The sequence below is a fragment of the Nostoc sp. 106C genome (assembly GCF_002154725.1).
GTDB lineage: Bacteria > Cyanobacteriota > Cyanobacteriia > Cyanobacteriales > Nostocaceae > Aulosira.
In genome coordinates this window covers 1-25,191 of record NZ_MTAW01000217.1, presented here as the reverse complement: position 1 = coordinate 25,191, position 25,191 = coordinate 1, and the positions used below count along the sequence as shown (strand labels likewise).

The 25,191-nt window shown below is 41.4% G+C and carries 18 protein-coding genes and 1 pseudogene; 10 read left to right on the top strand and 9 right to left on the bottom strand.

The window, feature by feature from the left end:
* Window positions 1–94: 94 nt before the first annotated feature.
* From BV375_RS31810 to BV375_RS31800, 3 genes are all read left to right on the top strand, one after another.
* Window positions 95–928, top strand: a complete 834-nt coding sequence (locus tag BV375_RS31810; protein WP_086767975.1) for a methyltransferase domain-containing protein — start codon at window positions 95–97, stop codon at window positions 926–928.
* Window positions 929–1,059: 131 nt separating this feature from the next.
* On the top strand, window positions 1,060–1,365 hold the full coding sequence (locus tag BV375_RS31805; RefSeq protein WP_086767973.1) for a DUF6717 family protein: 306 nt from the start codon (window positions 1,060–1,062) through the stop codon (window positions 1,363–1,365).
* A 400-nt stretch (window positions 1,366–1,765) separates the two neighbouring features.
* Window positions 1,766–2,650 carry a methylated-DNA--[protein]-cysteine S-methyltransferase gene (locus tag BV375_RS31800; RefSeq protein WP_243714111.1) on the top strand — a complete coding sequence of 295 codons (885 nt, stop codon included), beginning with the start codon at window positions 1,766–1,768 and terminating at the stop codon, window positions 2,648–2,650.
* A 319-nt stretch (window positions 2,651–2,969) separates the two neighbouring features.
* Here the strand turns inward: BV375_RS31800 and BV375_RS31795 are convergent, their stop codons facing one another.
* From BV375_RS31795 to BV375_RS31780, 4 genes are all read right to left on the bottom strand, one after another.
* Window positions 2,970–4,508 (bottom strand): NAD(P)/FAD-dependent oxidoreductase, encoded by a 1,539-nt coding sequence (locus BV375_RS31795; protein ID WP_086767971.1) that lies wholly within the window; start codon window positions 4,506–4,508, stop codon window positions 2,970–2,972.
* A 94-nt stretch (window positions 4,509–4,602) separates the two neighbouring features.
* Complete coding sequence (locus BV375_RS31790; protein ID WP_086767969.1) at window positions 4,603–5,211, bottom strand: SH3 domain-containing protein; 609 nt, start codon at window positions 5,209–5,211, stop codon at window positions 4,603–4,605.
* Between the two features lie 1,060 nt (window positions 5,212–6,271).
* Window positions 6,272–8,899, bottom strand: coding sequence for a CHAT domain-containing protein (locus BV375_RS31785; protein WP_086767967.1), 2,628 nt, complete (start codon window positions 8,897–8,899; stop codon window positions 6,272–6,274).
* A gap of 299 nt (window positions 8,900–9,198) precedes the next feature.
* Complete coding sequence (locus tag BV375_RS31780; RefSeq protein ID WP_086767965.1) at window positions 9,199–9,750, bottom strand: late competence development ComFB family protein; 552 nt, start codon at window positions 9,748–9,750, stop codon at window positions 9,199–9,201.
* Window positions 9,751–10,332: 582 nt separating this feature from the next.
* On the opposite strand from BV375_RS31780, the gene BV375_RS31775 reads away from it, so the two are divergent.
* The 3 genes and pseudogenes from BV375_RS31775 to BV375_RS31765 form a co-directional block, all read left to right on the top strand.
* Window positions 10,333–11,076 (top strand): DUF928 domain-containing protein, encoded by a 744-nt coding sequence (locus BV375_RS31775; RefSeq protein WP_086767963.1) that lies wholly within the window; start codon window positions 10,333–10,335, stop codon window positions 11,074–11,076.
* A 139-nt stretch (window positions 11,077–11,215) separates the two neighbouring features.
* Complete coding sequence (locus BV375_RS31770) at window positions 11,216–13,777, top strand: EAL domain-containing protein (protein ID WP_086767961.1); 2,562 nt, start codon at window positions 11,216–11,218, stop codon at window positions 13,775–13,777.
* Between the two features lie 125 nt (window positions 13,778–13,902).
* Window positions 13,903–13,995: pseudogene (locus BV375_RS31765) on the top strand (transposase); the annotation flags it as partial.
* Window positions 13,996–14,126: 131 nt separating this feature from the next.
* Here the strand turns inward: BV375_RS31765 and BV375_RS31760 are convergent.
* The 3 genes from BV375_RS31760 to BV375_RS31750 are packed head-to-tail and all read right to left on the bottom strand — an operon-like array spanning window position 14,127 to window position 16,543.
* Entirely contained in the window at window positions 14,127–15,062 is a 936-nt protein-coding gene (locus tag BV375_RS31760; RefSeq protein WP_086767959.1) for an alpha/beta hydrolase, read from the bottom strand.
* A gap of 19 nt (window positions 15,063–15,081) precedes the next feature.
* Window positions 15,082–15,588 (bottom strand): DUF4112 domain-containing protein, encoded by a 507-nt coding sequence (locus BV375_RS31755; protein WP_086767957.1) that lies wholly within the window; start codon window positions 15,586–15,588, stop codon window positions 15,082–15,084.
* A 55-nt stretch (window positions 15,589–15,643) separates the two neighbouring features.
* Window positions 15,644–16,543: a YihY/virulence factor BrkB family protein gene (locus BV375_RS31750; protein WP_086767955.1), complete on the bottom strand. Its 900-nt coding sequence runs from the start codon at window positions 16,541–16,543 to the stop codon at window positions 15,644–15,646.
* Between the two features lie 199 nt (window positions 16,544–16,742).
* On the opposite strand from BV375_RS31750, the gene BV375_RS31745 reads away from it, so the two are divergent.
* Window positions 16,743–17,216, top strand: a complete 474-nt coding sequence (locus BV375_RS31745) for a hypothetical protein (RefSeq protein ID WP_086767953.1) — start codon at window positions 16,743–16,745, stop codon at window positions 17,214–17,216.
* 275 nt (window positions 17,217–17,491) lie between these two features.
* Here BV375_RS31745 and thrC read toward each other — a convergent pair whose 3' ends face one another.
* Window positions 17,492–18,583, bottom strand: a complete 1,092-nt coding sequence (thrC, locus tag BV375_RS31740) for a threonine synthase (protein ID WP_086767951.1) — start codon at window positions 18,581–18,583, stop codon at window positions 17,492–17,494.
* Between the two features lie 349 nt (window positions 18,584–18,932).
* Between thrC and BV375_RS31735 the strand changes: the two genes are divergently transcribed.
* Window positions 18,933–19,130 carry a hypothetical protein gene (locus tag BV375_RS31735; protein ID WP_086767949.1) on the top strand — a complete coding sequence of 66 codons (198 nt, stop codon included), beginning with the start codon at window positions 18,933–18,935 and terminating at the stop codon, window positions 19,128–19,130.
* A 130-nt stretch (window positions 19,131–19,260) separates the two neighbouring features.
* Here BV375_RS31735 and BV375_RS31730 read toward each other — a convergent pair whose 3' ends face one another.
* Window positions 19,261–21,624 (bottom strand): hypothetical protein, encoded by a 2,364-nt coding sequence (locus BV375_RS31730; RefSeq protein ID WP_208099219.1) that lies wholly within the window; start codon window positions 21,622–21,624, stop codon window positions 19,261–19,263.
* A 200-nt stretch (window positions 21,625–21,824) separates the two neighbouring features.
* Between BV375_RS31730 and BV375_RS31725 the strand changes: the two genes are divergently transcribed.
* Window positions 21,825–23,471, top strand: coding sequence for an iron uptake porin (locus BV375_RS31725; protein ID WP_086767945.1), 1,647 nt, complete (start codon window positions 21,825–21,827; stop codon window positions 23,469–23,471).
* A gap of 474 nt (window positions 23,472–23,945) precedes the next feature.
* A partial coding sequence (locus BV375_RS31720) for a VCBS repeat-containing protein (protein WP_143842277.1) occupies window positions 23,946–25,191 on the top strand: 1,246 nt, incomplete at its 3' end.

Sequence of the window (25,191 nt, the reverse complement as noted above, 5' to 3'; positions counted from 1 at the left end):
TACTCCCCCTCAAGTGTTCCCTTTGTCAATAATCCTCTACCTGAATCCTTACGCATTTAGTATCAAGTTGTCACTAACTTGTAGGATTGACGCAGTGAGTAACCAAGCAGAACTGGATGATTACAAACAGCAGATAGCTGATTGGTATAGCCGTCGAAGTTCCAATTATGATAATGGTGATTGGCATCCGCGAATTGCTCATCGTCTTGTTGAATATGCACAACTTAGAAGTGGCCAGCAGGTATTGGATATTGCAACTGGAACAGGTCTGGTTGCGATCGAGGCGGCTCAAATTGTGGGAGATGAGGGAAAAGTTATCGGCATAGATATTTCAACTGGGATGCTAGAACAAGCGAGGCGCAAAGTTAAAGAATTACAGTTGAGTAATGTTGAATTTCACCTAGCAGATGCAGAAGCACTGAGTTTTCCAGCCAACAGTTTTGATTGTGTTTTCTGTTCATCAGCACTAATTTGGATGTCCGATTTACTAGCTTCGTTGCGACTTTGGCATCACTTTCTCAAACCAGGAGGCTTGCTTGGTTTTCATGCATTTGCGGATCGTGCTTTTGTTGGAGGAGTAGTTGCACGAAAAGTACTCGCAAAATATGGCGTTTCACTGTTGTTTAATCAGCCAACAGGTAACGTTGAGAAATGTCGTAATTTACTTCAGACAGCAGGTTTTAAAGCAATTGACATTCAATCTGAGGAAGATAGCAGTTATATCAGTTTAGAGCAAGCGAAGGGAATTTGGTCTAATGGGTTGTATCCAGTTCCTGGTCAGTTTCCCAATCCTTTATTGCAACTTTCTCCTGAAAAATTAGCACAAGCTAGATCTGAATTTGATGCTGAATTGGAGGCATTGCAAACTGAGCAGGGTATTTGGAACGACATCACTATCTTCTATGCGTTCGGGCGTAAAGCAGCATAATAACGTTCAGACACCAGAGTTTTTAAACCGCAAGGCACAACCAGCTAGAACACTGTTGCAATTCTAGAGTTGAGAATAATTGATATGAACTCAATTATAGTTATCCATCCATATAAATTAAATATGATGAGATGTGGGTGTTCGACGATGATAAAGTCGGTTTAGTACGAGAACCATTTGTAGCAGGCGCAGACAAGATCATCGATCGGCTAGTAGCGAACATTCCAAATGCAGAAGCAGGATTCAATTTACTGTTTTCTGCTCGTCCATTTCCAGGTTATCAAGCGAAGTTTGATTGGCAACGCGAGGAATATGGTGGAAATTGGTACTACAATGCGGAGCTAAACATAGAAGGATGGCTGTGTCCTGCTTTGTTTAAGTATTTTCATGAGGCTCCAAAAGAGTTGTACGCTCAATGTAAAGCGATCGCCGCATAACAACTCGTTTGCACCCGATGGAATCTCATCTGTTGTCGGCATATAGTGGTGCGTTGCGCTGCGCGACAACGCACCCTACTGGCGTGGCAATTTGATACGAGTAACAAAGTGGGCGATCGCTTTCCTTGAGCAAACTCTAGTTTCTAACTCGTGAATCAAGTTTACAATTCGTGCATCAATGCTAGAACTTGTAAACCTGTTAATATCAACATGTTTCAGCAAATTTAGCCACATTTACCCCTGTTTATGCTAATTTAAGGGGACTCACTCAACTTAACCTACCTTCAAGCGATCACAAATTGATCGCCTCACTTTATACATCGCAAGAAATGGGTGGTTTTTGATTTACACCGTCTGTAAAGTGAAAAAGTGCAAGAACTCCCTTGACTCAGGCTACGTGATGGCGATGAATAGTGTAAATGTATATGACAGCAAAGACTACAGCCGAATTGCTCAGGCGATCGCGTTCATGCGGCAAAATCACCTGAACCAACCAGATTTGGCAACTGTGGCACAGCAGATAGGGCTGAGTGAGTATCATTTCCAACGCTTATTTAGCCAATGGGCGGGTATTAGCCCTAAGCGATTTTTGCAATTTCTCACTGTTGAATATGCCAAGTCAAAAATTACCGAGACTAAAAGCCTTTTAGACCTGACCCTAGATGTAGGGCTGTCAAGTCCAGGACGATTACACGATCTGTTTGTGAACTTAGAAGCAATGTCTCCTGGTGAATTCAAAACAGGAGGAGCAGGTTTGGAAATTCGTTATGGCATTCATGACACCTCATTTGGTAAATCGCTACTCGCTACAACATCTCGTGGTATTTGTAACTTGTATTTCCTAGACACCTCAAATGAGCAGAATGCCGAGCAACTATTGCGGCGCTCATGGAAAAGTGCGGAAATTATCCATGACCAACAAACCACTCAACCCTTGCACAATCTGATTTTCAATCCTAATACCTTGAATGTTCACAAGCCATTAACGCTGTTAATCAAGGGCACCAATTTTCAGATTCAAGTTTGGAGAGCACTTTTGCAAGTGCCGTTTGGAGGTATGACAACTTATCAGAAGATTGCTGAATTGATTGGTAGCCCAACTGCTGCTAGAGCCGTGGGTAATGCTGTGGGTAACAATCCCATCGCCTATCTTATTCCATGCCATCGTGTGATTCGGGAATCTGGAGAACTAGGTGGTTATCATTGGGGCTTGGAGCGTAAAGCAGTGATGTTGGGCTGGGAAGCCAGTCGTACAATCTCAAATCTAAACCAGTCCTCTGGCTAAGATGCGATCGCTTTCTCCCCCAGCTTGCCTCAACAAATAATACCATTTTGAAAAAAGAATGCGACAGATGAGTAGGGGCACGGCACCCACAATCTTTTGGTATATCAAATTATCTTACTGACGCCGTGCCCCTACAAAGAATTTATCTGTCGCAAACATTATTTGAATTGGTATAATTTTTCTACTAACCGAGAAGTATTGGCAATCATCCCAAAATAAAAATCCCTCAGTGGAGCGCTGAGGGATTTTCCAGGAACGCGAATTGAGAACAATATACAATACAATTGTACTATACTCGGATAAGTTTGTACCAAAAAAATTAAACGCAACCAATATCTTGAAGCATAGCTGAATGCTGCTGCACAGAAGCTAAGGTATTTGCGGCTATCATCCCACTAGCGGCGACTGCTGGTAAACCGATACCAGGAAATGTCGAATCGCCACAACACATAAATCCTGGTAAAGGTGTGCTAGGGCCGGGAAACATTCCCACTCCTGCTTTAATCGCTGGGCCATAAGAACCGCGATCGCGCCGCAAAAAGCGCTCATGGGTAAGCGGTGTACCCACAAGAGTAACTTCGCAACGCAAGCGAATATCGGGAATGATGCGCTCTAAAGCTTGCCACATCACCTCTGCACGTAAACGTTTTTGTTGCGCATACTCTGGGCTTTTTCTGTCCATTCCCTGCCAAAGAGCATACGGCTCATTACCAGGAGTATAAGCATGAATTACGTGTTTACCTGGCGGTGCTAGTGATGGGTCGAGAATTGATGGAATTGATATCAGTACAACATTCTGAGGTGCGGTTATGCCTAGTTCCCAGTTGTTGACAACTATATAGTGACAGGCCAAATTTGCAGATAAACCTTGAGCATCAATGCCTAAATGCAGATGCATGAAACTATCACACTCAGGTGTAGCTTGTCTTTGATTACGGAATTTTTCTGGCACTGCCTTTTCTGGTAGCAACTTCAGTGTATCCCAAACCGATGTACCAGAAATTACTGCTCGCTGCGCCCGGATTTCTTTACCGTCACGCAGACGTACACCTACCGCCCTACCTCCTTCTACCAAGACTTGTTCAACATGAGCGCCAAGCATCAACTTACCACCGTGTCTCTCCAGCCCTTTAACTAGTGCGTCAACTAAAGCACCACTTCCACCAATCGGATAATCAAGTTGCACTCCTGGCCGATACCAGTCAGCAAACATAAAAGCTACCTCTGCCGCACTCGTACCATCTGCGGGTAGTCCGGATAGAAGAAAACAAAGCAAATTCAGCCAATTTTGAATAAAGGGATCTTTGACAACACCATCCATAATTTTGCTGAAAGGGCCAGTCAGCTTCAGCACATTTCCCGTATATCTTGCTAAAGATGGGGCAAATCGGCCCATAGTTTTCACTGCACCCCAATCAAAGCGTAATGCTGCTGATGGTATTGCAGTTGCAGCACTAGCCAAGGGTTCCATAATCCGCTGAAGTTGTCGCCATTCTCTGACAGCATCTTCACCGCGCAGTCGCATCAGCACTTCACAAAACTGTTCAGCTCCGACCGTTGTATCAAAATCGGCTTCTGGTAGGCAGCATCCCCAGGTATCGTAGGTAACGCAGGGTAGCCCAGAGCCAATTGCGTCTAGTACTTGTCGTAGCGGGTTAGCAGAGGGACTGTAAGATAATCCAGAGTAAAGGGATGGGCCTGAATCAAATTTGAATCCATTGCGCTCAAAAGCGTGAGCTGCACCACCAGGGATAGAATGGCTTTCACAAACTATGACATCAAAGCCATATCGTGCTAACAGCGCAGCACAACTTAAACCGCCAACACCGCTACCAATTACGACTACATCTGTCTTCAAGAAATTTTGTCTCCCCAAACGGCTGCACCAAATTTGAATTTTATACTTTTATCAATAGGCGATCGCCAATGGGGAATGCAGCCGCCTGATTTGCTCACTGTGTTCTCGGGCAATAAGCAAGATACCTTGACTGTGCATAGCCCATCACAGGAGTTGAAATTGGTACCCAACCATTTTTTCCCCGTGCAATTACGACATTTTGGCCATTAGGAACTACTCCCACCCTGGCTGAATTATTAGAAGGAGCTGTTCGCACCACCAACCCACCATCAACAGCAACCTTGCGACAAAAGTTTAGCTCAGGAGGTGTTGCGGCTTGTGAAGCTTGGCATGAGGCCAGAAAATTAGTATGTAATATGTAGCCCTTGACCGGAGATGAAACTGGAACCCAGCCATTTTTTCCGCGATCGCGAATTGTAACGTTTGTTCCATAGTCTAAAAGAGCAGCTACGGGACCATCAACTGTTGGCTTCTGCATAACAAAAAGACCATTCCTTGCCATTACTCGACGACAGCTGCTTGAATACTCTGCTAATAGATATTGTCCTCGGTTATTTTGTAATACCCTGTTTGAGGAAGAAGCCTGGATACCTTGAATGTTAACTGTATCCAAGGCGAAAGTAGGAGTTGTAAAAACTGTTGAAGCTAAGACTAAGAAAGTAGTTAAACTTGACAATTTTTGGTTAAAAAATTTGCTTTTCATCCTGACTCCTCTAGTTTTTTTAATTAATGTTCAGCTTGTGCTATGGCTAGTAGCTAAAAAAACTGACAAATTTTTATTTAATAAATAATTAGTTGTTTGATATAGCGTTTATCAGTCTGCTAAGGTACGAATTTATCTGTATCCATCAGTATTTAATTATTTCTTCTTGTACCTCTCTAGGTTGTGAAACGCTTATACATTTTTTTGCACTTTACAGCAATTTATGTAGGGTGGGCATCGCTCACCAAAACCCCGAAGGAGTGGGCAGTGCCCAACGCCACTTACTACCTATATTTCAGAAATCAAGTAGGAATCCTATATGTGTAGACTAATTATTGGGCAATAGTGATATATCAGCCTTTTATATTGGTATTAATTAACTGAATGGGAGTAATTTAAATAAATTTAACTCTACAAACATCTTGTTAAAGAATGAATCACTATTCATCCTAATGACATAGATAAGGAGAGATAAGAATTTTTATGCTTATTTTGTAATAGAATTATGACAAAGTAAAATTTCCAACATAAATATCAAGATTATTTCTAGGAAAGGTCAGTAAAAGTAGAACAAAGCTTCTTGATTATTTGAGTAAGTGCGAGTGCCTTATATGCCAATACAGTTCAGTTAAGAAAATTCATTGACAACAAAGTTCACAAATAATTACTAAACAAAAAACCGAACAATTTATTTTGGAGGGGGCTTGGGGGACGCAACCGTCCCCCAATCGGGGGTTTGGGGGAGAATCCCCCAATTCTTGGTTTTTGTTCGACAGATGAGAACTCTTATCGCCTTAACTGAACCGTATTGCCTTATATGTCTATAAAACTGACAAAATTCGCTTTTAATCTGCTTGGTCTTCCAGCAGGATGGTATTAAGAAGATTCAATTAATTGGATGCCATGAAGTAGCGATCGCTAAAAACTGTTTCTAATTGTGTAAAAATCCGTCTACCTGCCACAGCTACGCAAGCAAATGTTCGATAGTGAGGTAGTACAATGCGGGATGGGATTTCGAGTGTATTGCAATCAAGCGAGAAAGGCTATATTTGATTTCTTCTTAAAGCCAATTCCCAACTAAAATATACGGAGCCCAGTAAACTGGATGCTCATATAGGGGATCTTTTAAAAGAGCTATTTGGGAACGGCGTAAAGCCTCTGCTTTAGTTTCTTGGGTGTTGCTTAAGTTCTTGTAAAAATAACGCATCAAATTGGCTGTGGCCTCATCATTTACAGACCATAGAGTTGCTAAGGTGCTATTAGCTCCTGCTCTGACTGCTATCCCAGCTAACCCTAAAGCAGCACGTTTATCCCCTGTTGCAGTTTCACAAGCACTAAGAACCAACAGTTCAATTGTTTGTCGCTTTTTCTGTTCGGGTATTTGTAATAGATTATCTAATTCATTAATCCTGATTCGTTCATCCCAGGCTAAAATAAATGTTTCCATTGCCTTCGAGCTAAACTTGCCGTGGGTGGCAATGTGAACAATGGGGAAAAAAGAGGATTTCAGATAGTTTTTGAGATTATTGCTGGTAAATTCCTGATTTAATAGCACCGTGCTGGATACTTCCGATTTGATTTCCTTCAACTCCTGTTCCACATAATCTAAAGGAGAAAACCCTTGTCGTGCTTCAGTTAAGCCAGCACTAAGTACTTTAAAGTTTAGCTGTTGCAACCGTTTAGGAGGTAGTAACTGTAGACTTGGTGTCAAAGCGATACTGTATTTTTCAATCAAATATCGATTTCCGTCGTGCAAAGCGGCTATGGGAATATTTCGGAATACACCATCTGGTATAAACACTAAGGTTTTAATGCCACTTTTAGCTAGCTCGGTTTCTACTGGACGAATCAGCCAGTCATAAATTTTTTGAGATAACGGCAGAAAGTCTTGTTTGGAGCGAATGACTAAATTTTTACGCAGTTTTTCTACGATGCTCTCTAGCTGATTCTCCGGCACAGCAGTAGTATAGTGACGTAGCGGTTGTTGTGGCAAGCTGAGAATTACTTCTAATCGATCTGCCAAGATGATGGGATAGATAACTCCTGCTAACGGATCTAACTGATCGATCTGAGTGTATTTTCTATCTAAACAGGCTTCACGGAGAAAATCATCTAGTTCTGCTAATTGTAAAGACTCAATAACTTGACGGGCTTGGCTGATAGATTTTTGACTGGGTTGTGAGTTGTCAGGTTTGAGAAGCAAACTGACTAGTTCCCGGTAGACGGGTTCTACACTATCTCGAAAACTAAATTGAATGTCTGGATCGATCGCAACCAAATCGCTACGCAAAGATTGTAGAGTGTTGACAGCTTGAGTATAAGCAGCGATCGCTCCTTGTATATCTCCCTGGATTTTCAAAAGTCGCCCTAACTGCCATTGCCAACGATAGGTAATTTCTGGTGTATTAATAGCTTGAGCAAGTACAAGCGCTTGCTGAGTCAGTTCTTGAGCGATTTTCCACTGCTGATTTTGTTCATAAAGCTTGCCAAGTTTACCCAATGCATAAGCTTCTGCTTGCTTGTCTCCCAAACTTTTTGCTTGTTGCAGGTTATTTGCTACTAATTGAGCAATACTTGCCGTAGTGGGAGCATTGGAAAGATTAGCCTGTTGGAGGCGAATTAAACTTTGGGCTAAGTTAAGTTGGGCATAAATCGCCCCACGGCTAGCAGGTAAATTCGCTAGTTGAGGTTGAATTTGACTCCATATTGTCTGAGCCGATGTCCATTTTTTTTGATCGAGTAAAATGCTTAGTTGATTCAATTGCGAGCGAATTTTCAGGATTTGAGAGGGAGCAATAGCTGTAGCCTGTTGATAAAAAGCCAAAGCCGAGTCCGAATCTTGGTTAGCACGGGACACATTTCCCAAATCGATCAATGCTGCACTAATATCTACTGGTGATTGTAACTTTTGCGCGATCGCTAAGCTTTGTTGCAAAACTTGCTGTGCTTGTTCTAAATTTCCTACTAAGCGCAGGCTAGAACCCAAACTGCGTAAGCCAGCAGTTTTAATTGCAGAATCAGGTTGTTTCTGGAGGATTTGGTTTACTTGAGTCAAGGTAGATAAAGCTCGACGGTATAACCCCAAGGACTTCAAAGCCTGAGATTGGTTAATCAGACTGCGAATTACCCCTGCCTCACTCTCTGCTTTAGTATAGGTAACAGTTGCTTGTTGCCAAGTAGCTAGCGCTGCTTCAGATTTGCCAGTAGCTAACTCTAGACTTCCTTGAGTGTTCAAGGTTTGAGCTAAGACGGTTAATTCTGTTTGCGTGTGATCGCCAGCTTTTGTGGATAACAACTCTAGACTGGCAGAAATGGCTCGGCTAGCTTCCAACCATTGCCCTAGTTGTTGATAACTTAATGAAATATTGTTTAGGACTCTAGCTTGATTGAGCCAATTTCTTTGTGACTGATAAATTTGTAAAACCTGTTGCCAAATTTTGATTGCTGCTAAAAACTGCCCAGCTTCGTAGTACTGTCTGCCCTGCTGCTCTTGCTGTGCTGTATTAGATAATTGCTCAACCATCAATGGTGGTGAAGAATTTTGGGCAGCAACAGGAAGTAATCTACCTACTAAGGGAAACAGGCTGAAAAGTATCCCCAGCAATATTCCTATCGAAAATAAAATTAAACGAATGCCTATTCGTTTGAAATATCTTCGAGTAAACAAAGAATAGATATTAATCCGCATAAATATTAGTTGAGGGCAAACAACTACTCTGAGGAGCCACTATATAAGTCTGTGCCTTCAACAAGACATCATTTTGTAAATTGATGACTATGATTTGGGCGATCACAATTAAATTAGCAATACAGGAAATCAAATATCTGTTGTTATGTAGATATTCATAGGCAGCAGGAGAGAATAATTTGTAGCTAGAATTTTAGATAATTAATATGAACAAAAATTCTAGATAATTCCGATCATCATTTCAAACTTGGTTTACATTCATTATGACAATCTGCCTACAAATCCTCTCCTTACCCCTATTACCCTCTTTGATTATGTGGATGTTTCTCCCAATCAAAGATTTCATTGTCTGGGATACCAGGCTTGCGCCAGGTTACCCTTCCCCGCAACGTATCGAGCAATGTTTGTTCAATCACATTAGGTAAGTTTTCCCAAGACAAATCTGCATCTTGGAGCAAGACTTTAAGTTCTTGTAAAGCAGCTAGCGCTGCATTTTCTTCTTGAAAATCAAGAAAATCTTCTGCTCGTAGGGGATCTTGCTGTACAGCTATAATAGCCTGCCGCACAGCCGTAGCAACTTTCTGGTGAAACTCGGTTTTTCCACGATGTAATTGCCGCTGCCAACCTCTTTTGCTAGTAGCATACAAGGCAGGAAGACGATTTAATGCATAGGCAGTCACTTCAGATGGGTTGATGTATTTGGCAGTTTTAGAAGGTAAGGATTGGATCTGCAACTCCACCTCTGTAACCACTAGCACTTCCATCACATTGCGAGAGTTTTTTAAGAATGCATGTCGTTTGGATGGCTGAATTGCAGAATCCACTGAAGAATCATCAAAGAAACTCCTCATAGAACAAGATAATTGGAACTAATGCTTATGGCTCTATATTGCCCGTTGTTTGTATTTAGCTAACAGGTTGGCCTACCTTTTTTCTAAAGCTGGAAACAGCCCAAGAGCTACATTTACCTATAATGTTTGCCAAAGTAGCATTACCCTTGTGCAAGGCTCTTGAGAGAAATCTACAAAAACTTTATATTTTGTAGCTCTAGAAGTATGTTTAAATTCTCGGTTTAGTCCGTATCTTTCATAGCATTACAGTCACTACAGTATACATACCAGAAGCCTGATGGCGGCAGGACTTGTATATGCATCCTTAAGGAACAAAATTACCTAAGCATACATCAATAAGCTTGAGTGATATAAATTTTATCAGTATATCTGCGTAAAATGCGCAAATTTTTAGTTAGTAACTATCACGATAAGAGTAGTAGATTTGAGTTATACAATGCGTATTTAAGTAGTTTAACTTAAAATATATACGTTTTAAAAATATGATGAATTAAATCCATTAAATGTAGTATTTAGCTAATAATTAGGGTATTTATTGAATAAGGAAAGTTATGAATTCAAGTATTCAATGTATATTCAGTTATGCTAGATAAGATATTGATAAATAAGGCATTTGCCGCTATCTGTTTAACATCTCTATTGGCATTTTCATGGGCAGTTCCCCAGCAAGTTATGGCATCTGAAGATCAGCCAAGAGAGGGTTTACCGGGACGAAGAATTGGAGGTGGAACACGTGGAGAGTGTTTTAGTACTGTTGGGCGCTTAATGGCATTAGTACCAGAAACTAATTTAGGATTCACCAAAAAAGCCTATCCCAACTTTTTGTTCTATTTACCCCAAACCTCAGCACCAGCAATGGTGGAGTTTGTCTTGCAAGATGAGAGTCGTCATTCAGTTTATGAGACAACTTTCACCAAAACCAATTCTGGAGGAGTTATAAATTTTAGCTTGCCTGGTTCTACATCCTTACCTCCTCTTGCTATCGGTAAGAAATACAATTGGTATGTGTCAATGATTTGTGATCCTGAAAATAGAGCCAACGATATTGTAGTGAATGGGTGGATTCAAAGAGTAGAACTAGACTCGAATCTGACTAAAAAGCTAGAGCAGACATCACCTTTTGAGCGCGTTAACCTATATGCCAAAGCAGGACTTTGGCACGATGCACTAGCGACACTAGCAGAACTCAGAACAACCCAACCTAATGATTTTAGGCTTGCTGCTAATTGGACACAACTATTAAAGTCAGAAAAATTAGATGCGATCGCACAAGAGCCTTTTTTGAATATCAAAATCCAACAAAGCCCTGAATTGTCAATAAAGTAGGTTCCCCGCGATCGCAATGATTTTCTACTCTGACATCAAAGTAGAAAAAATCTAAAATCTTTTTTGCTAAACCATCCAAAACCTAAATATCAGTTTCTAATCAATTCAAAACAGTCCACTCTATGAATCTCATGTTTTTGTGATTGCTAAATATTCTCAAAAGCTCCAGTCATTAGTATACTTAGCTACTCAACGCGGTAAGCATCAAATCAGTTTATCTCTTACCACACTGAGTTTGAGGCAATCAGTTATCATCGCTAGTATTCTCATTACAGGACTAGTAATGGGTATGAGACAAGCTGGTTGGTTGCAGTTTTTAGAATTGGTCACGTTTGACCAAATGGTACGCCTCCAACCTGATGCTGGTCCTAACCCAAGACTATTGGTAGTCACAATCACAGAAGCTGATATTAAAAAACAGTGGCCCATTAGCGATCAAACTCTGTCTCAAGTACTAGCAAACCTGCAACAGGCCAAGCCCAAAGCTATTGGTTTAGACCTCTATCGCAATCTTCCCCAACCTCCAGGCTATGAAGCACTGATTAAGCAACTTCACTCCCCGAATGTTGTTACCATTACTAAACTTGCTGATCCTGATGGAGAAGGAGTCTCCCCCATTCCTGGACTACCAGCAGAACAAATCGGCTTCAACGACCTTGTGGTTGATCAAGATGGAGTTGTGCGTCGAAATTTGATTTATGCCCAAGAAGGGAAGGACAAGTTCTACTCTTTCTCTTTACAGTTGAGTCTCAAATATCTTGGAAAGCCTAGAGATGCTCTAAAAGTTAAGTCAAAAGCACTGCTATTAGGTAACACTGTATTCCCTGCTTTAAGTGCTGATGCGGGTGGGTATCAAAATATTGATAATGCAGGCTATCAGGTGATGATCTCCTACCGTTCACCTGAAAAAGTAGCGCGACAGGTGTCATTAACACAAGTGCTGCAAGGTCAGTTTGACCCTAATTGGGTGAAAGACAAGGTAGTACTAATTGGTACAACTGCTCCTAGCCTAAAGGATCTGTTATTTACTCCTTATAGTGCAGGTGAGACAGTCAACCCAGGTATGCCTGGGGTGCTGCTTCATGCTCAACTTGTTAGCCAAATCTTGAACACAACCTTAGATCAACAATCAATATTTTGGTTCTGGCCGGAATGGGCAGAATTTCTTTGGGTGTGGACATGGGCTTTGATTGGAGGTGTACTTGCATGGCGACTTCGCCATCCGCTTTTACTAGGAGTAGCAGGAGCAATTTCTGCGGCAATTCTATTTAGTATTTGCTTCAGTATATTTACACAAGCGGGGTGGATACCTTTAATAGCACCAACCCTAGCCTTGGCGATCGCAGCCGGAACTGTTCTAGGCTATAAGCTATTACACCATACATTACGCGATGCCCTAACAGATCTTCCCAATCGCAATTTATTTTTGAAACAGTTAGAATGGGTGATCGCTGACACAAAGCTTCACAAAAACTCACGATTTGCCTTGCTGTTTTTGGGTATTGACCGCTTCAAGGTGATTAATGAGGGTTTTGGGCACCAATTTGGGGATTTGTTCTTATTCAATGTCAGTCAAAGATTAAAAGCCTGCCTAGGAAACAGAGGCATACTAGCGAGGGTTGGCGGAGATGAGTTCGCTATATTGCTGAAAAATATTACTGATAGTAGCGAAGTAACTGTTGTAGCCGACCAGCTTCAAAAGGAAATGTCCTTACCCTTCAAGAACAACGGACAAGAAATATTTACTAGTATCAGCATTGGTATAGCCTTCAATCAAACTGAACTCGACTATCAACCAATAGCTTTGCTGCGAGATGCTCACACAGCTATGTATCGCGCTAAAGACTTAGGTAAAGGTCGTCATGAAGTCTTTGCCACAGGTATGCATACCCAAGTAGTCAAGCGGTTTCAGTTGGAGATAGACCTGCATCGAGCCATTGAACAGCAGGAATTTTTTCTCTGCTATCAACCAATCGTCTGCTTAAAAACGAGTAAAATTATTGGTTTTGAAGCACTTGTGAGATGGCAACATCCTCAGCATGGATTTGTCTCACCAGCAGAATTTATTCCAGTTACAGAAGAAACGGGATTGATTATTCCTTTAGGTAAATGGATTTTAAAAGAAGCTTGTCATCAGTTGTCTGTTTGGCAAGCTCAATTTCCTGCCGATCCTCCACTCATGATGAGTATTAACCTATCTGGACATCAGCTATCTGAAGCGAATTTGGTGGAGTATATTCAGCAGATTTTAAAGGAAACAGGAATCAATGGAAAAAGTTTAAAATTAGAAATTACTGAATCCGTAGCAATGAATGATGTTGAAGCTGCAATTAGCATCCTGCTACAACTGAGAACTTTAAATCTACAGCTAAGTATTGATGATTTTGGTACAGGATACTCCTCCTTAAGTTATTTACACCGTTTTCCTGTCAACACATTGAAGGTAGATCGTTCTTTTGTCAGCCGAATGGAAGAAACAGACGAAGATGCTGCGATCGTTCAGACTATTATCATGCTCAGTCATGCATTAGGTATGAATGTAGTTGCAGAAGGTGTAGAAACCGCCGCACAGCAAGCGAAATTGCAAGTTTTGGGTTGTGAGTATGGGCAAGGGTATTTCTTCTCTAAGCCTCTAGACAGCAAAAGTGCAACTGTATTACTGGATAGCCAATATACAAGGGTGTGTTATGGCGTAGCCTAACGCACCAATCAAGGGTTGTGGTGCGTTACGCCAAAGACTAATACCATTTCACTTTAAAAATGATACATATCGGCTAGCAGAGGGAGCAGAGGAAGTAATTTGTATCAATAATTTCGTGAATTGGTATGAGCATTGACCTCTGGTCGCCTTATAAAAAATTATTAGAAGAGTTAATGCCAAATGCTAATGTAACTGCTGATAGATTTTATGTAATGAAATAAGTAAATGACGAATTAGATACTATGCGTAAATCTGAAAAGAAAGCAGCCCCCGTATGATACACAGATAAATATCGGTGTTTATCTGTGTTCATCTGTGGTTCCTTATATTTGATTTATATAATTTCTAGTTACAAGAAATTTGTATCCCTAAGAAACTCAACAATCGCTGTATTTACATCTTTTGAAGAGCCAGCTGCTGCATCGTGACAGCAGTTAGGCAAAATTTGCAATTTCGCATTGGGGATAGATTTATGCAATTTTTCTCCATGAGTTACAGGAAACCAACTATCTTGCGCACCCCATAAAATTAGTGTAGGGCATTGAATAGCGCTTAATTTATTTTGAATTTTACTAAGCAAATTTGGTTTCTGACTTTGCCAATGCTCAATTTCTCGTGCTGCTATTTGTAACTCTTCCGCAACTTTTACGAGAGTACCAGGAATTTCAATAAAAGGGTAAGTTATCCAATAGATATCTTCTTGGGTTAGCAATGAAGGATCGAATAGCACCCGACGCCTTTCGATTGCCATAACTTCTCTAAATAGAGGTGCAAACAAATATGCCAAACGCAAAGAGTCAATTATTCCGATTATTTCTAGCGGCGTTTGAGCAAGCACCCACATCGCCCAATGCGGTAATTTTTCAGCAAAAATCGGTACATTGACGACTACTAAACGCCCTACTAACTCGGGATATTCTTGGGCAAGAGAAAGGGCGATTAATCCCCCTAAAGATTCTGCGACAATTACAGGCGGTTCATCACATAATTCCTGAATTATTCGCGCTAGTTCAATAATTTGATGACCGTTATCTTCTCGTCTAGCTAAAGGTTTTTCAGAAAAACCGTAGCCTTTGGCATCAAAAGAAATTACCCGACAATATTTAGATAATGGAGCTATACTATGACGCCAATTGTAGCTCCAAGTACCCATACCATGTAATAAAATTAGCGGCTTACCTGTACCTTTTTCACCATAAGCAATTTGTACAGGATAACCTTGAGTATCAGTAATAATTACACTTTGTCGCCCTTGAGGAAAAGTCGCTTGCCACCAATCTTCCATTCCATTATTAATCAATTAATTAACCACCACTTAAAGCTTGCCACAGCCATCTAATTATTATCATAGGCAATACAACTAAGACAATGGCAATAAGCAACAATCCAGCTACAAGCGCTAAGATAAACCACTTATCTGCTTTTTTAGTTGGGATGGGAGACTTTAAGTGATCTTCTAATAGTTGAATATTAAGAGTATTAGCTTTCCAAGCAAAATCAAACAAGTCTCCCAGCATGGGGATAGAACCTACCAAACCATCAATGATGATATTAAATACCATTCTGCCGAGAGTAGCTCTAGATGCACCTAACCGCGCTGCTTCTACAACAATGTAGCCAGAAAGGATGACTCCTAAAACATCACCGCCTATAGGTAACAATCCTAAAATTGGATCTAGACCAACACCAACCTGGGTTCCGGGAACAGTAATCACATTATCCATCAGCCTACTGATCTGACGCAGCCGTTTTAAGGTAGGAGCCTTAGCATCAGGTTCAATAATGGGATATCGAGAAGGAGAATCAGGCATGAGTGCGATCGCTTTTTGAAGTTGAATAGTTAAGTATTTTACTGCTGTATATTAATTAATTTTGTTTGAGAAAATTTGACTGCTTGCGAGAGCGCATATCTTCACCGACTGTGACGTTTAATTGATCGCCCACGAGGAGAACAAAGGCACTCATCCACAGCCAAAGCATTAAGACAATCACAGCTCCCACAGCACCATATACTTTATTGTAGTTACCAAAATTAGCCACATAAAGTCGAAACAAACCAGACAAAATTGCCCAAAAAACAGCAGCTAAACTGGCTCCAGGCATCATTGGTGTACCTGAATTCCACACGCTTGGACCATAGCGATAAACAAAGCTAAAGGCAAGAGCAACAATACTTAAAGTTACAGGCCAGCGTAATAGTCGCCAAAGATCTAACAAGAATACCAAAGAATAATTTTCACGCACCACCATTGCCAATATTAGGTCGCTAAGAAACACTAAAAATGAAGCCAATACTAAAAGCAACATAGTACCGACTGTTAGCCCCAGAGAAACTAGTTTAGCTTTCCAAAAGGGACGCATGTTTTCTGGGGGAATTTGATGAATTTGATCTAGCGCTGTCATCGCAGTACTTACCGCACCCGACGCAGTCCAAATTGCGATCGCAAAGCTCAGAGAAAACAAACCGCTATTTTTGGAATGAGCGATTTCTGTTGTGGCAAAATCCCGAATTATAACTAGTGCTTCTTCTGGTGCAATTTGACTGAGCTGCGCCGCTAGTTGTTTAAAGGTGTATTGTAAGGATTCTGCAAATAAGCCAATGGCTGTGAAGAAAGCCAGAATTGCTGGAAATAAAGACAACATGGCGTTGAAAGCAATTTCTGAAGCAAGTCCCAAAAGTCGTCTTTCGATTGTCCTAGCAACAGTTTTCTTGAGGGTGCGCCAGTTGAGATGGCGAAAGAAGCGGACAAAACGAGGCTGGTACATGACTGTGGTGTTCTGAGTGCTGATTCAAATAATTTGCCAAATTTCCAGTACTCAGCACTTTATTTATTTTTACATTTTTTACCAAAATAATACTGATATGAGGAAAGCAAGGGAGTAGGAAGCAAGAGCAATGCCTAATGCCTATTGACTATTGACTATTGACCAATGACTATTGACTATTAACTAACCAACAATCTCTATGAGTCAAGACTTAACAACACAATGGTTGACTGAAATCCAGTCCCTCAAACAGCAGATGGTAGCAATTGGGCGTGATCGCGACGCAGCTTGGGAAAGCGCGGAGAAGTGGCGTAAACTCTATAACACAGAGGCAGAGCAACGCCGCACTGATACTCAGCTATCTCAACAAGCGATCGCATCTCTAAAAGCGGAATTGCAAAAAGTTCAAGGTTTGGATACACAGGCACTTCCTGATGCCACAGCAGTAACGGCTATCCAACAGGAAATTGAACAACTCCAGTCTGTGGAAGAGTTGAAAACTAAATTAGTTACAGCCATCAAAGAACGCGATCGCCTGTTGCAAGCTTTAAAAACTGAGCAAGACAACCACGCCCAAACCCGCGATAACTTAACTACCGCTTTGGGTGATGCTATTGATGGCTGGACGCGGGAGCGAGTTGCTCTCGAACATGATACACAGCAAGCTCTTTGAGTCTGCTGTATTTTTGGGCAGTCCAGAGTCAAAAGTCAATAGTCAAAATTTTTTGGATGAGGACTCAAACCTCATCAACTTCAGAAAATATTGATGGCTATTCCTATTTATTCCAACTTAAGTCTCTAATCATTGAGAAATATACGTTTTTCCCAAAGATAACAAACCCCTCTCCGCCTTTGGCACCTCTCCCCGCAAGCGGGGAGAGGCTGGGAGTGGGGTTGAGATGTTACTGAGAAAAAGAAAAATTCTCTGAAACCTCAACTTTTGACTTGCTAAAATCCCATCGCCTCGGCTACTGCTCCCAGTTCTGCCTCAATACCCTGCTTAAATTGACTGTGACTGTGTTTAATGGCTGTATCTGGATCTTTAAGACCATTGCCAGTGAGGACGCAAACTACTGTTGCTCCTGTGGGAATTTGGTCTTTCACCTGCAACAGCCCTGCTACGGAAGCAGCACTGGCAGGTTCACAAAATATGCCTTCAGATGATGCCAACAGTCGGTAAGCATCGAGAATTTCGGCATCGGTGACGGCGTGAAAATTTCCTTGACTAGCTGATTTGACAGCGATCGCTTTTTCCCAACTCGCCGGATTGCCAATGCGAATAGCTGTTGCCAAGGTTTCTGGATGCTGTACTGGCTGACCGTGTACTAAGGGGGCCGCGCCTGCTGCTTGGAATCCCATCACCTTAGGTAAGCGATCGCATTTCCCGGCTTGATGATATTGGCAAAATCCCATCCAGTATGCTGAGATATTACCCGCGTTACCCACTGGGATACACAGCCAGTCTGGAGCATTACCCAACACATCAACAATTTCAAACGCAGCTGTTTTCTGCCCTTCTAAGCGGTAGGGATTCACCGAATTCACCAAAGTGATCGGATAGGTTTGCGCCATCTCGCGGACGATTTCTAAGGCGCGGTCAAAATTACCTTTTACAGCCAGTACCTCAGCTCCATAAAGTAAAGCCTGCGCCAACTTACCTAGCGCCACATAACCATCAGGAATTAGCACAAAGGCACTCATTCCCCCACGCCTAGCGTAAGCTGCTGCTGCTGCTGAGGTGTTGCCTGTACTGGCACAAATCACTGCCTTAGCCCCTGCTTCCTTAGCCTTGGAAATTGCCATTGTCATTCCCCGGTCTTTGAAGCTACCAGTGGGGTTAAGACCGTCGTATTTGACAAAAACACGCACTTGTCTGCCGATAATTTCAGCGATCGCCGGCGCTGGGATCAAAGGCGTGTTACCCTCCAACAGGGTGACAACCGGCGTTTTTTCGCTGACAGGCAAGTACTCACGATAGGCTTCTATCAGTCCGGGCCAGGGTTGGCGATGAGATTTAGCAACAGACAGGCTTAAAGTCACGGTTATTTATACAAATTTTTACTGCAAACAGAAAAATACCAGTGGTACAGATCTTGCACTAGGAGATGCTTTCATTACAAGAAGAAAGTAATTTCTTATGGTGCAGGCACTTTACCTATAACTTTTATTTACCATTTTCCCAGGCAGCTTTGTCAGAAGTTTTGTCACAAAAGGATCGCAAGTGTGATGTTTTCTCTGGAACCCAGTCATCACAATTTGAGTCTCTTATCACAAAAGTAAAAACCTATTAGAGTAAATGATGTAAAATATACAATCTTTTAACAAAGCTTAAAACTACATTATTATAATATCTCTAATGGTGTGAGTTGAGTTGTGGATCTAGTTAACTATGTCTACCTGTTCATCTAGTGTTTCTGATCGCATGTCCCAAGCTGCCTGGGCAAGCAAGTTAAACAAGTCTTATTACCAAGACGATCAGCAAGTGAAATTTATGCACTTGCAAGCAGAGATAGACTCTTTGCTCATGCAGTTGCAGAACCTCAAGCAGCAACGCCTGTCTAGCAATAATCAAGAACAAGAAGTCTAGAAATTTTGTTGGGGTTTTGGATTGTTAAATTTGTCCCTTATCTATGCTGCTAGTAGTAGCTAATTGGGGCAATACCCCAAACACAATCGAAAACCCAAACCACAGAGCGATCGCCATAATTAAGAAACTGCTATTCAAAGCGTTGATTTTTCTGTGACCAACGCTTAAGGCTATACTTATCGCCATTCTCTACTAACAAAGCTAGAGACTGCCCATCTGAAAGCTTGGCGATCGCTGTCAGTGTTTGCTCGGAATTTATTTTAAAATCAGTATAAATTACTTTACCACTATCAGACAAGATCAGGGTACGGGGGCGGGATAAATTTTCTTCCTGCTTCTGTTCTCCATACAGCGATTGCTTCAAAGATACTATTGCTTCTGCTGAGATAGTTAGTACAGTTTCTGTTTGAGAATTATTTGTTAAATTCATCACTTGTACAGGCCAATAGCCTAGTTCTTGCAGCATCTGTGCCAGGTTAGGCCTAGCGCCATTGGGAATTTGACCAGATTGCTGTAAAGTCTGCCACACAGTCGGCAGCATTGCCGTTACTCTGGTTGGATCTTGTTGATATAGTTCTGCCAAAGTGATGGGAGATGGTTGTACCCATTCCAAGGCAGCATCTGTCAAGGCTAAAGGCTGGGGTTGGAGAAGATTATTTTGATTGTTAGCAATTTTTTGTCCACTAACTAGTAGCCGCAAAATCCCGCCTTGCAATTTCACTCCTTTGATTGTGGCGGTAGTTATTTGTTGTTCTCCATTTGGTAACCAAACCACAAGTAAAATTCCTGGGTCAGAATTGATGCCTAATGTTTCCCAGATAAATTTGGCAGGAGAAGTGTTAGGTAGCTGCAAACTTCCAAAAGGAAAATTGAGCCAGCGTTTACCGTCATTAAATGCACTCACCTCTACCTGATACCAAATTTCGTTATCCATGAGTTGCAGGTCTGCTTTTGAGTTTGGTCTGAGCCACTCAGTACTGATTACTTGAGTGAGGGGTTGCACTGAACCTAAAATTCGGCTGGGGTGACCAGAAATGATTTTTGGTCTGACTCCTTCATTACTAAGGCGTACTAATAGATCCTGAATCCGGGTAAGAGTATCTGGCGTAATTTTTGGTTGTGCCTCCAACCAAGAAATTGCCCGTTCTTCTCCTCGTTGAACAGCTAAAATTAATGCTCCCCAAGTTTGGACCTCCGGTCTATTTGGGTTAACTCGCAATGCTGTTGTAGTACGATTCCACAACCGTCCCCCATCCATTTGTAGTAGAGTGGCAATTTCTTGGACATTTTCTGAGGAAGCTTCAAATACCTCTAAAGCTTTCGCCCAGCGACCATCAATCAAATCTGCTAGCACCTGTTGACTCGGAATTGCCCAAATCTTATCAGCTTGGGTTTTGGTGAGTTGAGAGTGTAAGCCAATCAAATCAATTTGTGCTTGTGCCGCTTCTGGGAGCACCTCTTTTCGCTGTTTCTGAAAAGATTTCAACCACTCGAAGGCTGGTGTCCACAGTCCACTACGGGCAAGTAACAAAGCATTTTGGTAAGCAGTATCTTTGAGGGCTGGTGTTTTTAGGGAAATTTCTTCTAGTTGAATGGGGTTGAGGAATAATTTAATAGCTTTGACTTGGTAAATGCGTAACTGTGGTTCTAAACCTACTGTTTGATCGATGACTAATTCTTTAACAGTACTACCAGTTACCTGTTGCCATTTAGGCACTTGTCCATTGGGACTTTTCCACGACAACATCTGTTGGAGTTTACTGCGTTGTGGATTGTAGTAGACAATGTGACCGTAGGCGATCGCACCAGTTCCCTGTTGGAGTTTACCTTGTAAATTAAACCAAAAACCTGATGATGGTGTCTCACCTTCAAAGCGCTTGACTTCATCTAATGGTAAAGGAATGCTGTTTTCTGAGTTTTCTAATTTAGTTTCATCAAAAGCAGCCAACACAAAGGATTCTTCTGGCCCGGTGATGGGTAATTGCGCCACAAGACGGTAATATTTTTCTGTCTGGGATTGGAATTCCAAGTCTTTGGCTTGCTGATAAACTCTCAGTTCTACAATTACTTGACAATCAAACTGACAATTAGGCCGCTGTTGCAAAACTGGCAGTAAAAAAGAGTTTTCTTTATCTCGATCTAAAGCTAGGGTTTTTCCAGCTATGCGTTGTTGTTTACTGAGGCTGTTTTGAATTTGTTTAAAGGTCTGAGGACGCTCACCGTAATTACCGACGGAAATCTGTGCCCATTCTGGTAAAAATTTATTTAGCCAAATAATTTGTTCTGGATTGAATATAAATAGAATGCTGATCCAGGCAAAAGTTATAAGTAAACCTACACTGCTCAACAATGCAGCGATCGCTAACGTTGATGTTAGCAAATTTCCCAGTTGAGCATTGTTCTGGGGTTTTTTAAAGAGATGTTTGATCCTACCTGCACGAGGCTGATTTTGCCCTAAGGGCTTTGGCGTCAGCTTTCGCAACCGATTTGCCATGCTAATTTTCACTCTATCCAGAGAGTACATTTGGGCTAGTTAATTTATCTTTTATACTCGCGCTTGTTAGATATTGCCCAGAATTTTTTTAATCTAGTTTATTGCAAGATACGTAAATATACTAATGCAAATAATGCATAATTTTACATACACTCGTGGCTTATATGTATGATATAGAGTAAAATAAATTGAAAACTAAAATGATTAGCCACAATAAAAATAGGGTTTGGATACTCATATGGTTAATCTTTGCGAGTATAAATGGATTTGTACAAAAAGCGATCGCACAAGAATATAGCTTTTCATCCCCTACAAATCAATCTTACTTAGAGAAAGAAGATCCGATGTCACAAGTTACATCGGTATCTCAACTGAAAGATGTGCAGCCCACAGATTGGGCGTTTCAAGCATTGCAGTCTTTAGTGGAACGCTACGGTTGTATAGCAGGTTATCCAGATAATTCCTATCGTGGTAATCGCGCTTTAACTCGGTATGAATTCGCCGCAGGTGTGAATGCTTGCTTAGATAGAGTCAATGAGTTAATCGCTACAGCTACAAGTGATTCAGTTAGCCGCGAAGATTTAGCAAAGATACAAAAGTTACAATCAGAATTTGCCCCAGAATTAGCAACATTGCGGGGTCGAGTTGATAGCTTAGAAGCCCGCACTACCGAACTTGAAGCAAAGCAATTCTCTACTACAACCAAACTCAGTGGGCTAGTCATAGTTGGTGCGCAAGGACGAAATAGCAATAGTGGTGATGTTAATCCCAGAGATGGTATCAAAGACACAAATGATGGTGGCACAAACATTGGTTTAATGTCCTTAACCCAGCTATCTTTAACTACGCAATTTACCCCTCGTAGTTACTTATTTACAGCTCTTTTAAATGGAATTGGTAGCTCTGGTCCTAGATTTACCAATAGCGTGTCTCGCAATGATATCAATCTCGGCTATGAATATCCTACAGATAACCAGTTTATTATCAGTGACCTCAATTATCACTGGTTAATTGCTGACAACTTAGCGTTGATGGTAGGAACCGAAGGTGTGAATATGGCAAGTGCTTTCCGAGGACCAAACCGTGTAGAAAGTGCTGCTACCGGACCATTGTCTTTTTTTGCTCAACGAAATCCAATTTTAGATATAGGATTTGGTCATGGTGGTATAGCTATAGATTGGCAGTTTGCTAAACGTGCTAGCTTACAGGCAATTTATTCTAGTTACATCCCCGGTAATCCTGGTAAACGCACAGGTTTATTTGATGGTACTACTACTACAGGTGTGCAATTACTGTTAACACCAACTGATGCTGTAGATTTAAGTTTGTATTACGTCAATAATTATGCTTCAGATGGCTGTTTAAAGACTTACGTGGGTGATGAATGCTTAACTGCAAAATCAGAACCCCTAGAAACTAATGCTGTTGGTGCTACTGTAACTTGGCAAATTTCGCCTCACATTTCTATTGGTGCATGGGGTGGCTATACTAACTCTTATATTCCTGGACAACCAGGAAATGTAGAAACAACAAATTATATGGCGTTCCTCAACTTCCCAGATTTATTTGCCAAAGGTAATTTAGGTGGAATTTATGTTGGGCAACCTCCTAGAATTACTAGTAGTAACCTACCAGTAGGAAGCAATGTTCCTGACTCAGTAAATACAGGTTTAGGACGTGCTGGAGGACAACCAGGAACCACTACTCATATTGAAGCATTTTATCGATTTCAACTGACAGATAATATTAGTATCACACCAGGAATAATTCATATATTGGAACCTGGTCATACACCAAATAACGATCCAGTTACTATCGGTATTCTGAGAAGTACTTTTCTTTTTTAATTTGCATGATTATACGTAGCTGTCAAAAGTTACTTTAGACTGTGGCCTTTTGAACGCCGATGCTACCCAATACACTGCGTATAGCTTGCTTCTTTCTGAGAGAAAGGCTAGGTCCAACGGAGACATTCACTTTTGGAGTATAAATCTGGCAAGAGAATGCAGTATTCTCCGCAATGTGCTGGCTCCTCTTCACCAGTGTAATTAAATGCACCTTAATTTAGGAAATATGCCTGCGTGCGATCGCTTTGGTTCATGGTTGAACCAAGTATAATATTTGTAGCATTTTTATTTACGTAATTATCCTTAAGTCCCTTCAAATACTTAATAGTATTTTTACTGAGGCATTATACCTGCTTTACAAAATACTCTAAATGGTCTCTTCCTCACGATGAAGAGTCTTACTTTTGCTAACCATCTTGCCATCTAAACAGGAACAGGTGTGAGGAAGCCAAAACACTTTTAATCAGAACAATCATGAGCCTATCATTTGCAAGTGCTAAATACTTTTCAGTCAGTTCCAATCCCTCTTCAGATCCCGCTTATGTCGTAGTGAAAGACTTAAACGGTGACGCCAAACTTGACTTGGCGGTAGCGAACTTGACTTCCAACGATGTCTCAGTGCTTTTGAATGATGGTAATGATGGCTTTGGCACTCCCACCAACTTTAAAGTCGGAACCAATCCAGTTTTCCTGACTTCAGCAGACTTAAATGGTGACAACAAACCTGACTTGGCGGTGGCGAACGTTAATGATAACAATGTCTCAGTGCTGTGGAACGATGGCAGTGGCGGCTTTGGTACTGCTAGTAATTTCGCAGTTGGGATAACTCCTACTTCCATCGCTGTGGGAGACATTGACGGTGACAACAAACCTGATTTGGTGGTGGCGAATGCTGATGACAACAACGTCTCAGTGCTGTGGAACAATGGCAATGGCAGTTTTAGTACCCCCACTAGCATCCCGCTTGGGACGAGACCTTCTACCGCCTTAGTGGAAGACATAGACGGTGATGGCAAACTTGACTTAATTGTGGCGAACGCTAATAACCCAAATGTCTCAGTGCAGTTAAACGATGGTAGTGGCAACTTCGGAATTCCTACCAACTTCACAGTCGGGATGATACCTTATCACATCGTAATGGGAGACATAAATGCTGATGGCAAACTTGACTTGGTGGTAGCAAGCTATATTTCTAATGATGTCTCAGTGCTGTTAAACAATGGTAGTGGTGGCTTTGGCACTCCCACTAATTTCACAGTTGGGACAAGTTCTAGTTCCGCCGTCTTGGAAGACATAGATGGTGACGGCAAACTTGACTTGGTGCTGGCAAACGCTAACAACAACAACCTCTCAGTGCTGTTGAATGATGGCAACGGTGGCTTTGGCACTCCCACTAATTTCCCAGTTGAAACATCTTTAGCTGACGTTGCTGTGGGAGACATAGATGGTGACGGCAAACCTGACTTAATAGCTACGAATCGTAATCTAGATAGCATCTCGTTACTACTTGGTAAATCTGTCCCCACAGACTTAATATTGAACGCTATCAATGATGATGGTGGTAGTGTTGATGGTAATGATGGTTTTGAGAAGGAATTGGCTATTAATGCCAACGAACTGGGGTTGGCTGCTACTAACCAAATCACAACGATGGTTGAGTTCACAAATATTACGGAGAATATCTTTACCGTCAAAAGTAAAGTTAAAGGTGATAAAGCAA

What these genes read in the sequence shown, in the direction of transcription:
- BV375_RS31805 (WP_086767973.1), top strand. Translation starts at nt 1,060, where the DNA reads ATGTGGGTGTTCGACGATGATAAAGTCGGTTTAGTACGAGAACCATTT.
- BV375_RS31800 (WP_243714111.1), top strand. Translation starts at nt 1,766, where the DNA reads ATGGCGATGAATAGTGTAAATGTATATGACAGCAAAGACTACAGCCGA.
- BV375_RS31790 (WP_086767969.1), bottom strand. Translation starts at nt 5,211, where the DNA reads ATGAAAAGCAAATTTTTTAACCAAAAATTGTCAAGTTTAACTACTTTC.
- BV375_RS31785 (WP_086767967.1), bottom strand. Translation starts at nt 8,899, where the DNA reads ATGCGGATTAATATCTATTCTTTGTTTACTCGAAGATATTTCAAACGA.
- BV375_RS31780 (WP_086767965.1), bottom strand. Translation starts at nt 9,750, where the DNA reads ATGAGGAGTTTCTTTGATGATTCTTCAGTGGATTCTGCAATTCAGCCA.
- BV375_RS31775 (WP_086767963.1), top strand. Translation starts at nt 10,333, where the DNA reads ATGCTAGATAAGATATTGATAAATAAGGCATTTGCCGCTATCTGTTTA.
- BV375_RS31760 (WP_086767959.1), bottom strand. Translation starts at nt 15,062, where the DNA reads ATGGAAGATTGGTGGCAAGCGACTTTTCCTCAAGGGCGACAAAGTGTA.
- BV375_RS31755 (WP_086767957.1), bottom strand. Translation starts at nt 15,588, where the DNA reads ATGCCTGATTCTCCTTCTCGATATCCCATTATTGAACCTGATGCTAAG.
- BV375_RS31750 (WP_086767955.1), bottom strand. Translation starts at nt 16,543, where the DNA reads ATGTACCAGCCTCGTTTTGTCCGCTTCTTTCGCCATCTCAACTGGCGC.
- BV375_RS31745 (WP_086767953.1), top strand. Translation starts at nt 16,743, where the DNA reads ATGAGTCAAGACTTAACAACACAATGGTTGACTGAAATCCAGTCCCTC.
- BV375_RS31735 (WP_086767949.1), top strand. Translation starts at nt 18,933, where the DNA reads ATGTCTACCTGTTCATCTAGTGTTTCTGATCGCATGTCCCAAGCTGCC.
- BV375_RS31730 (WP_208099219.1), bottom strand. Translation starts at nt 21,624, where the DNA reads ATGGCAAATCGGTTGCGAAAGCTGACGCCAAAGCCCTTAGGGCAAAAT.
- BV375_RS31725 (WP_086767945.1), top strand. Translation starts at nt 21,825, where the DNA reads ATGATTAGCCACAATAAAAATAGGGTTTGGATACTCATATGGTTAATC.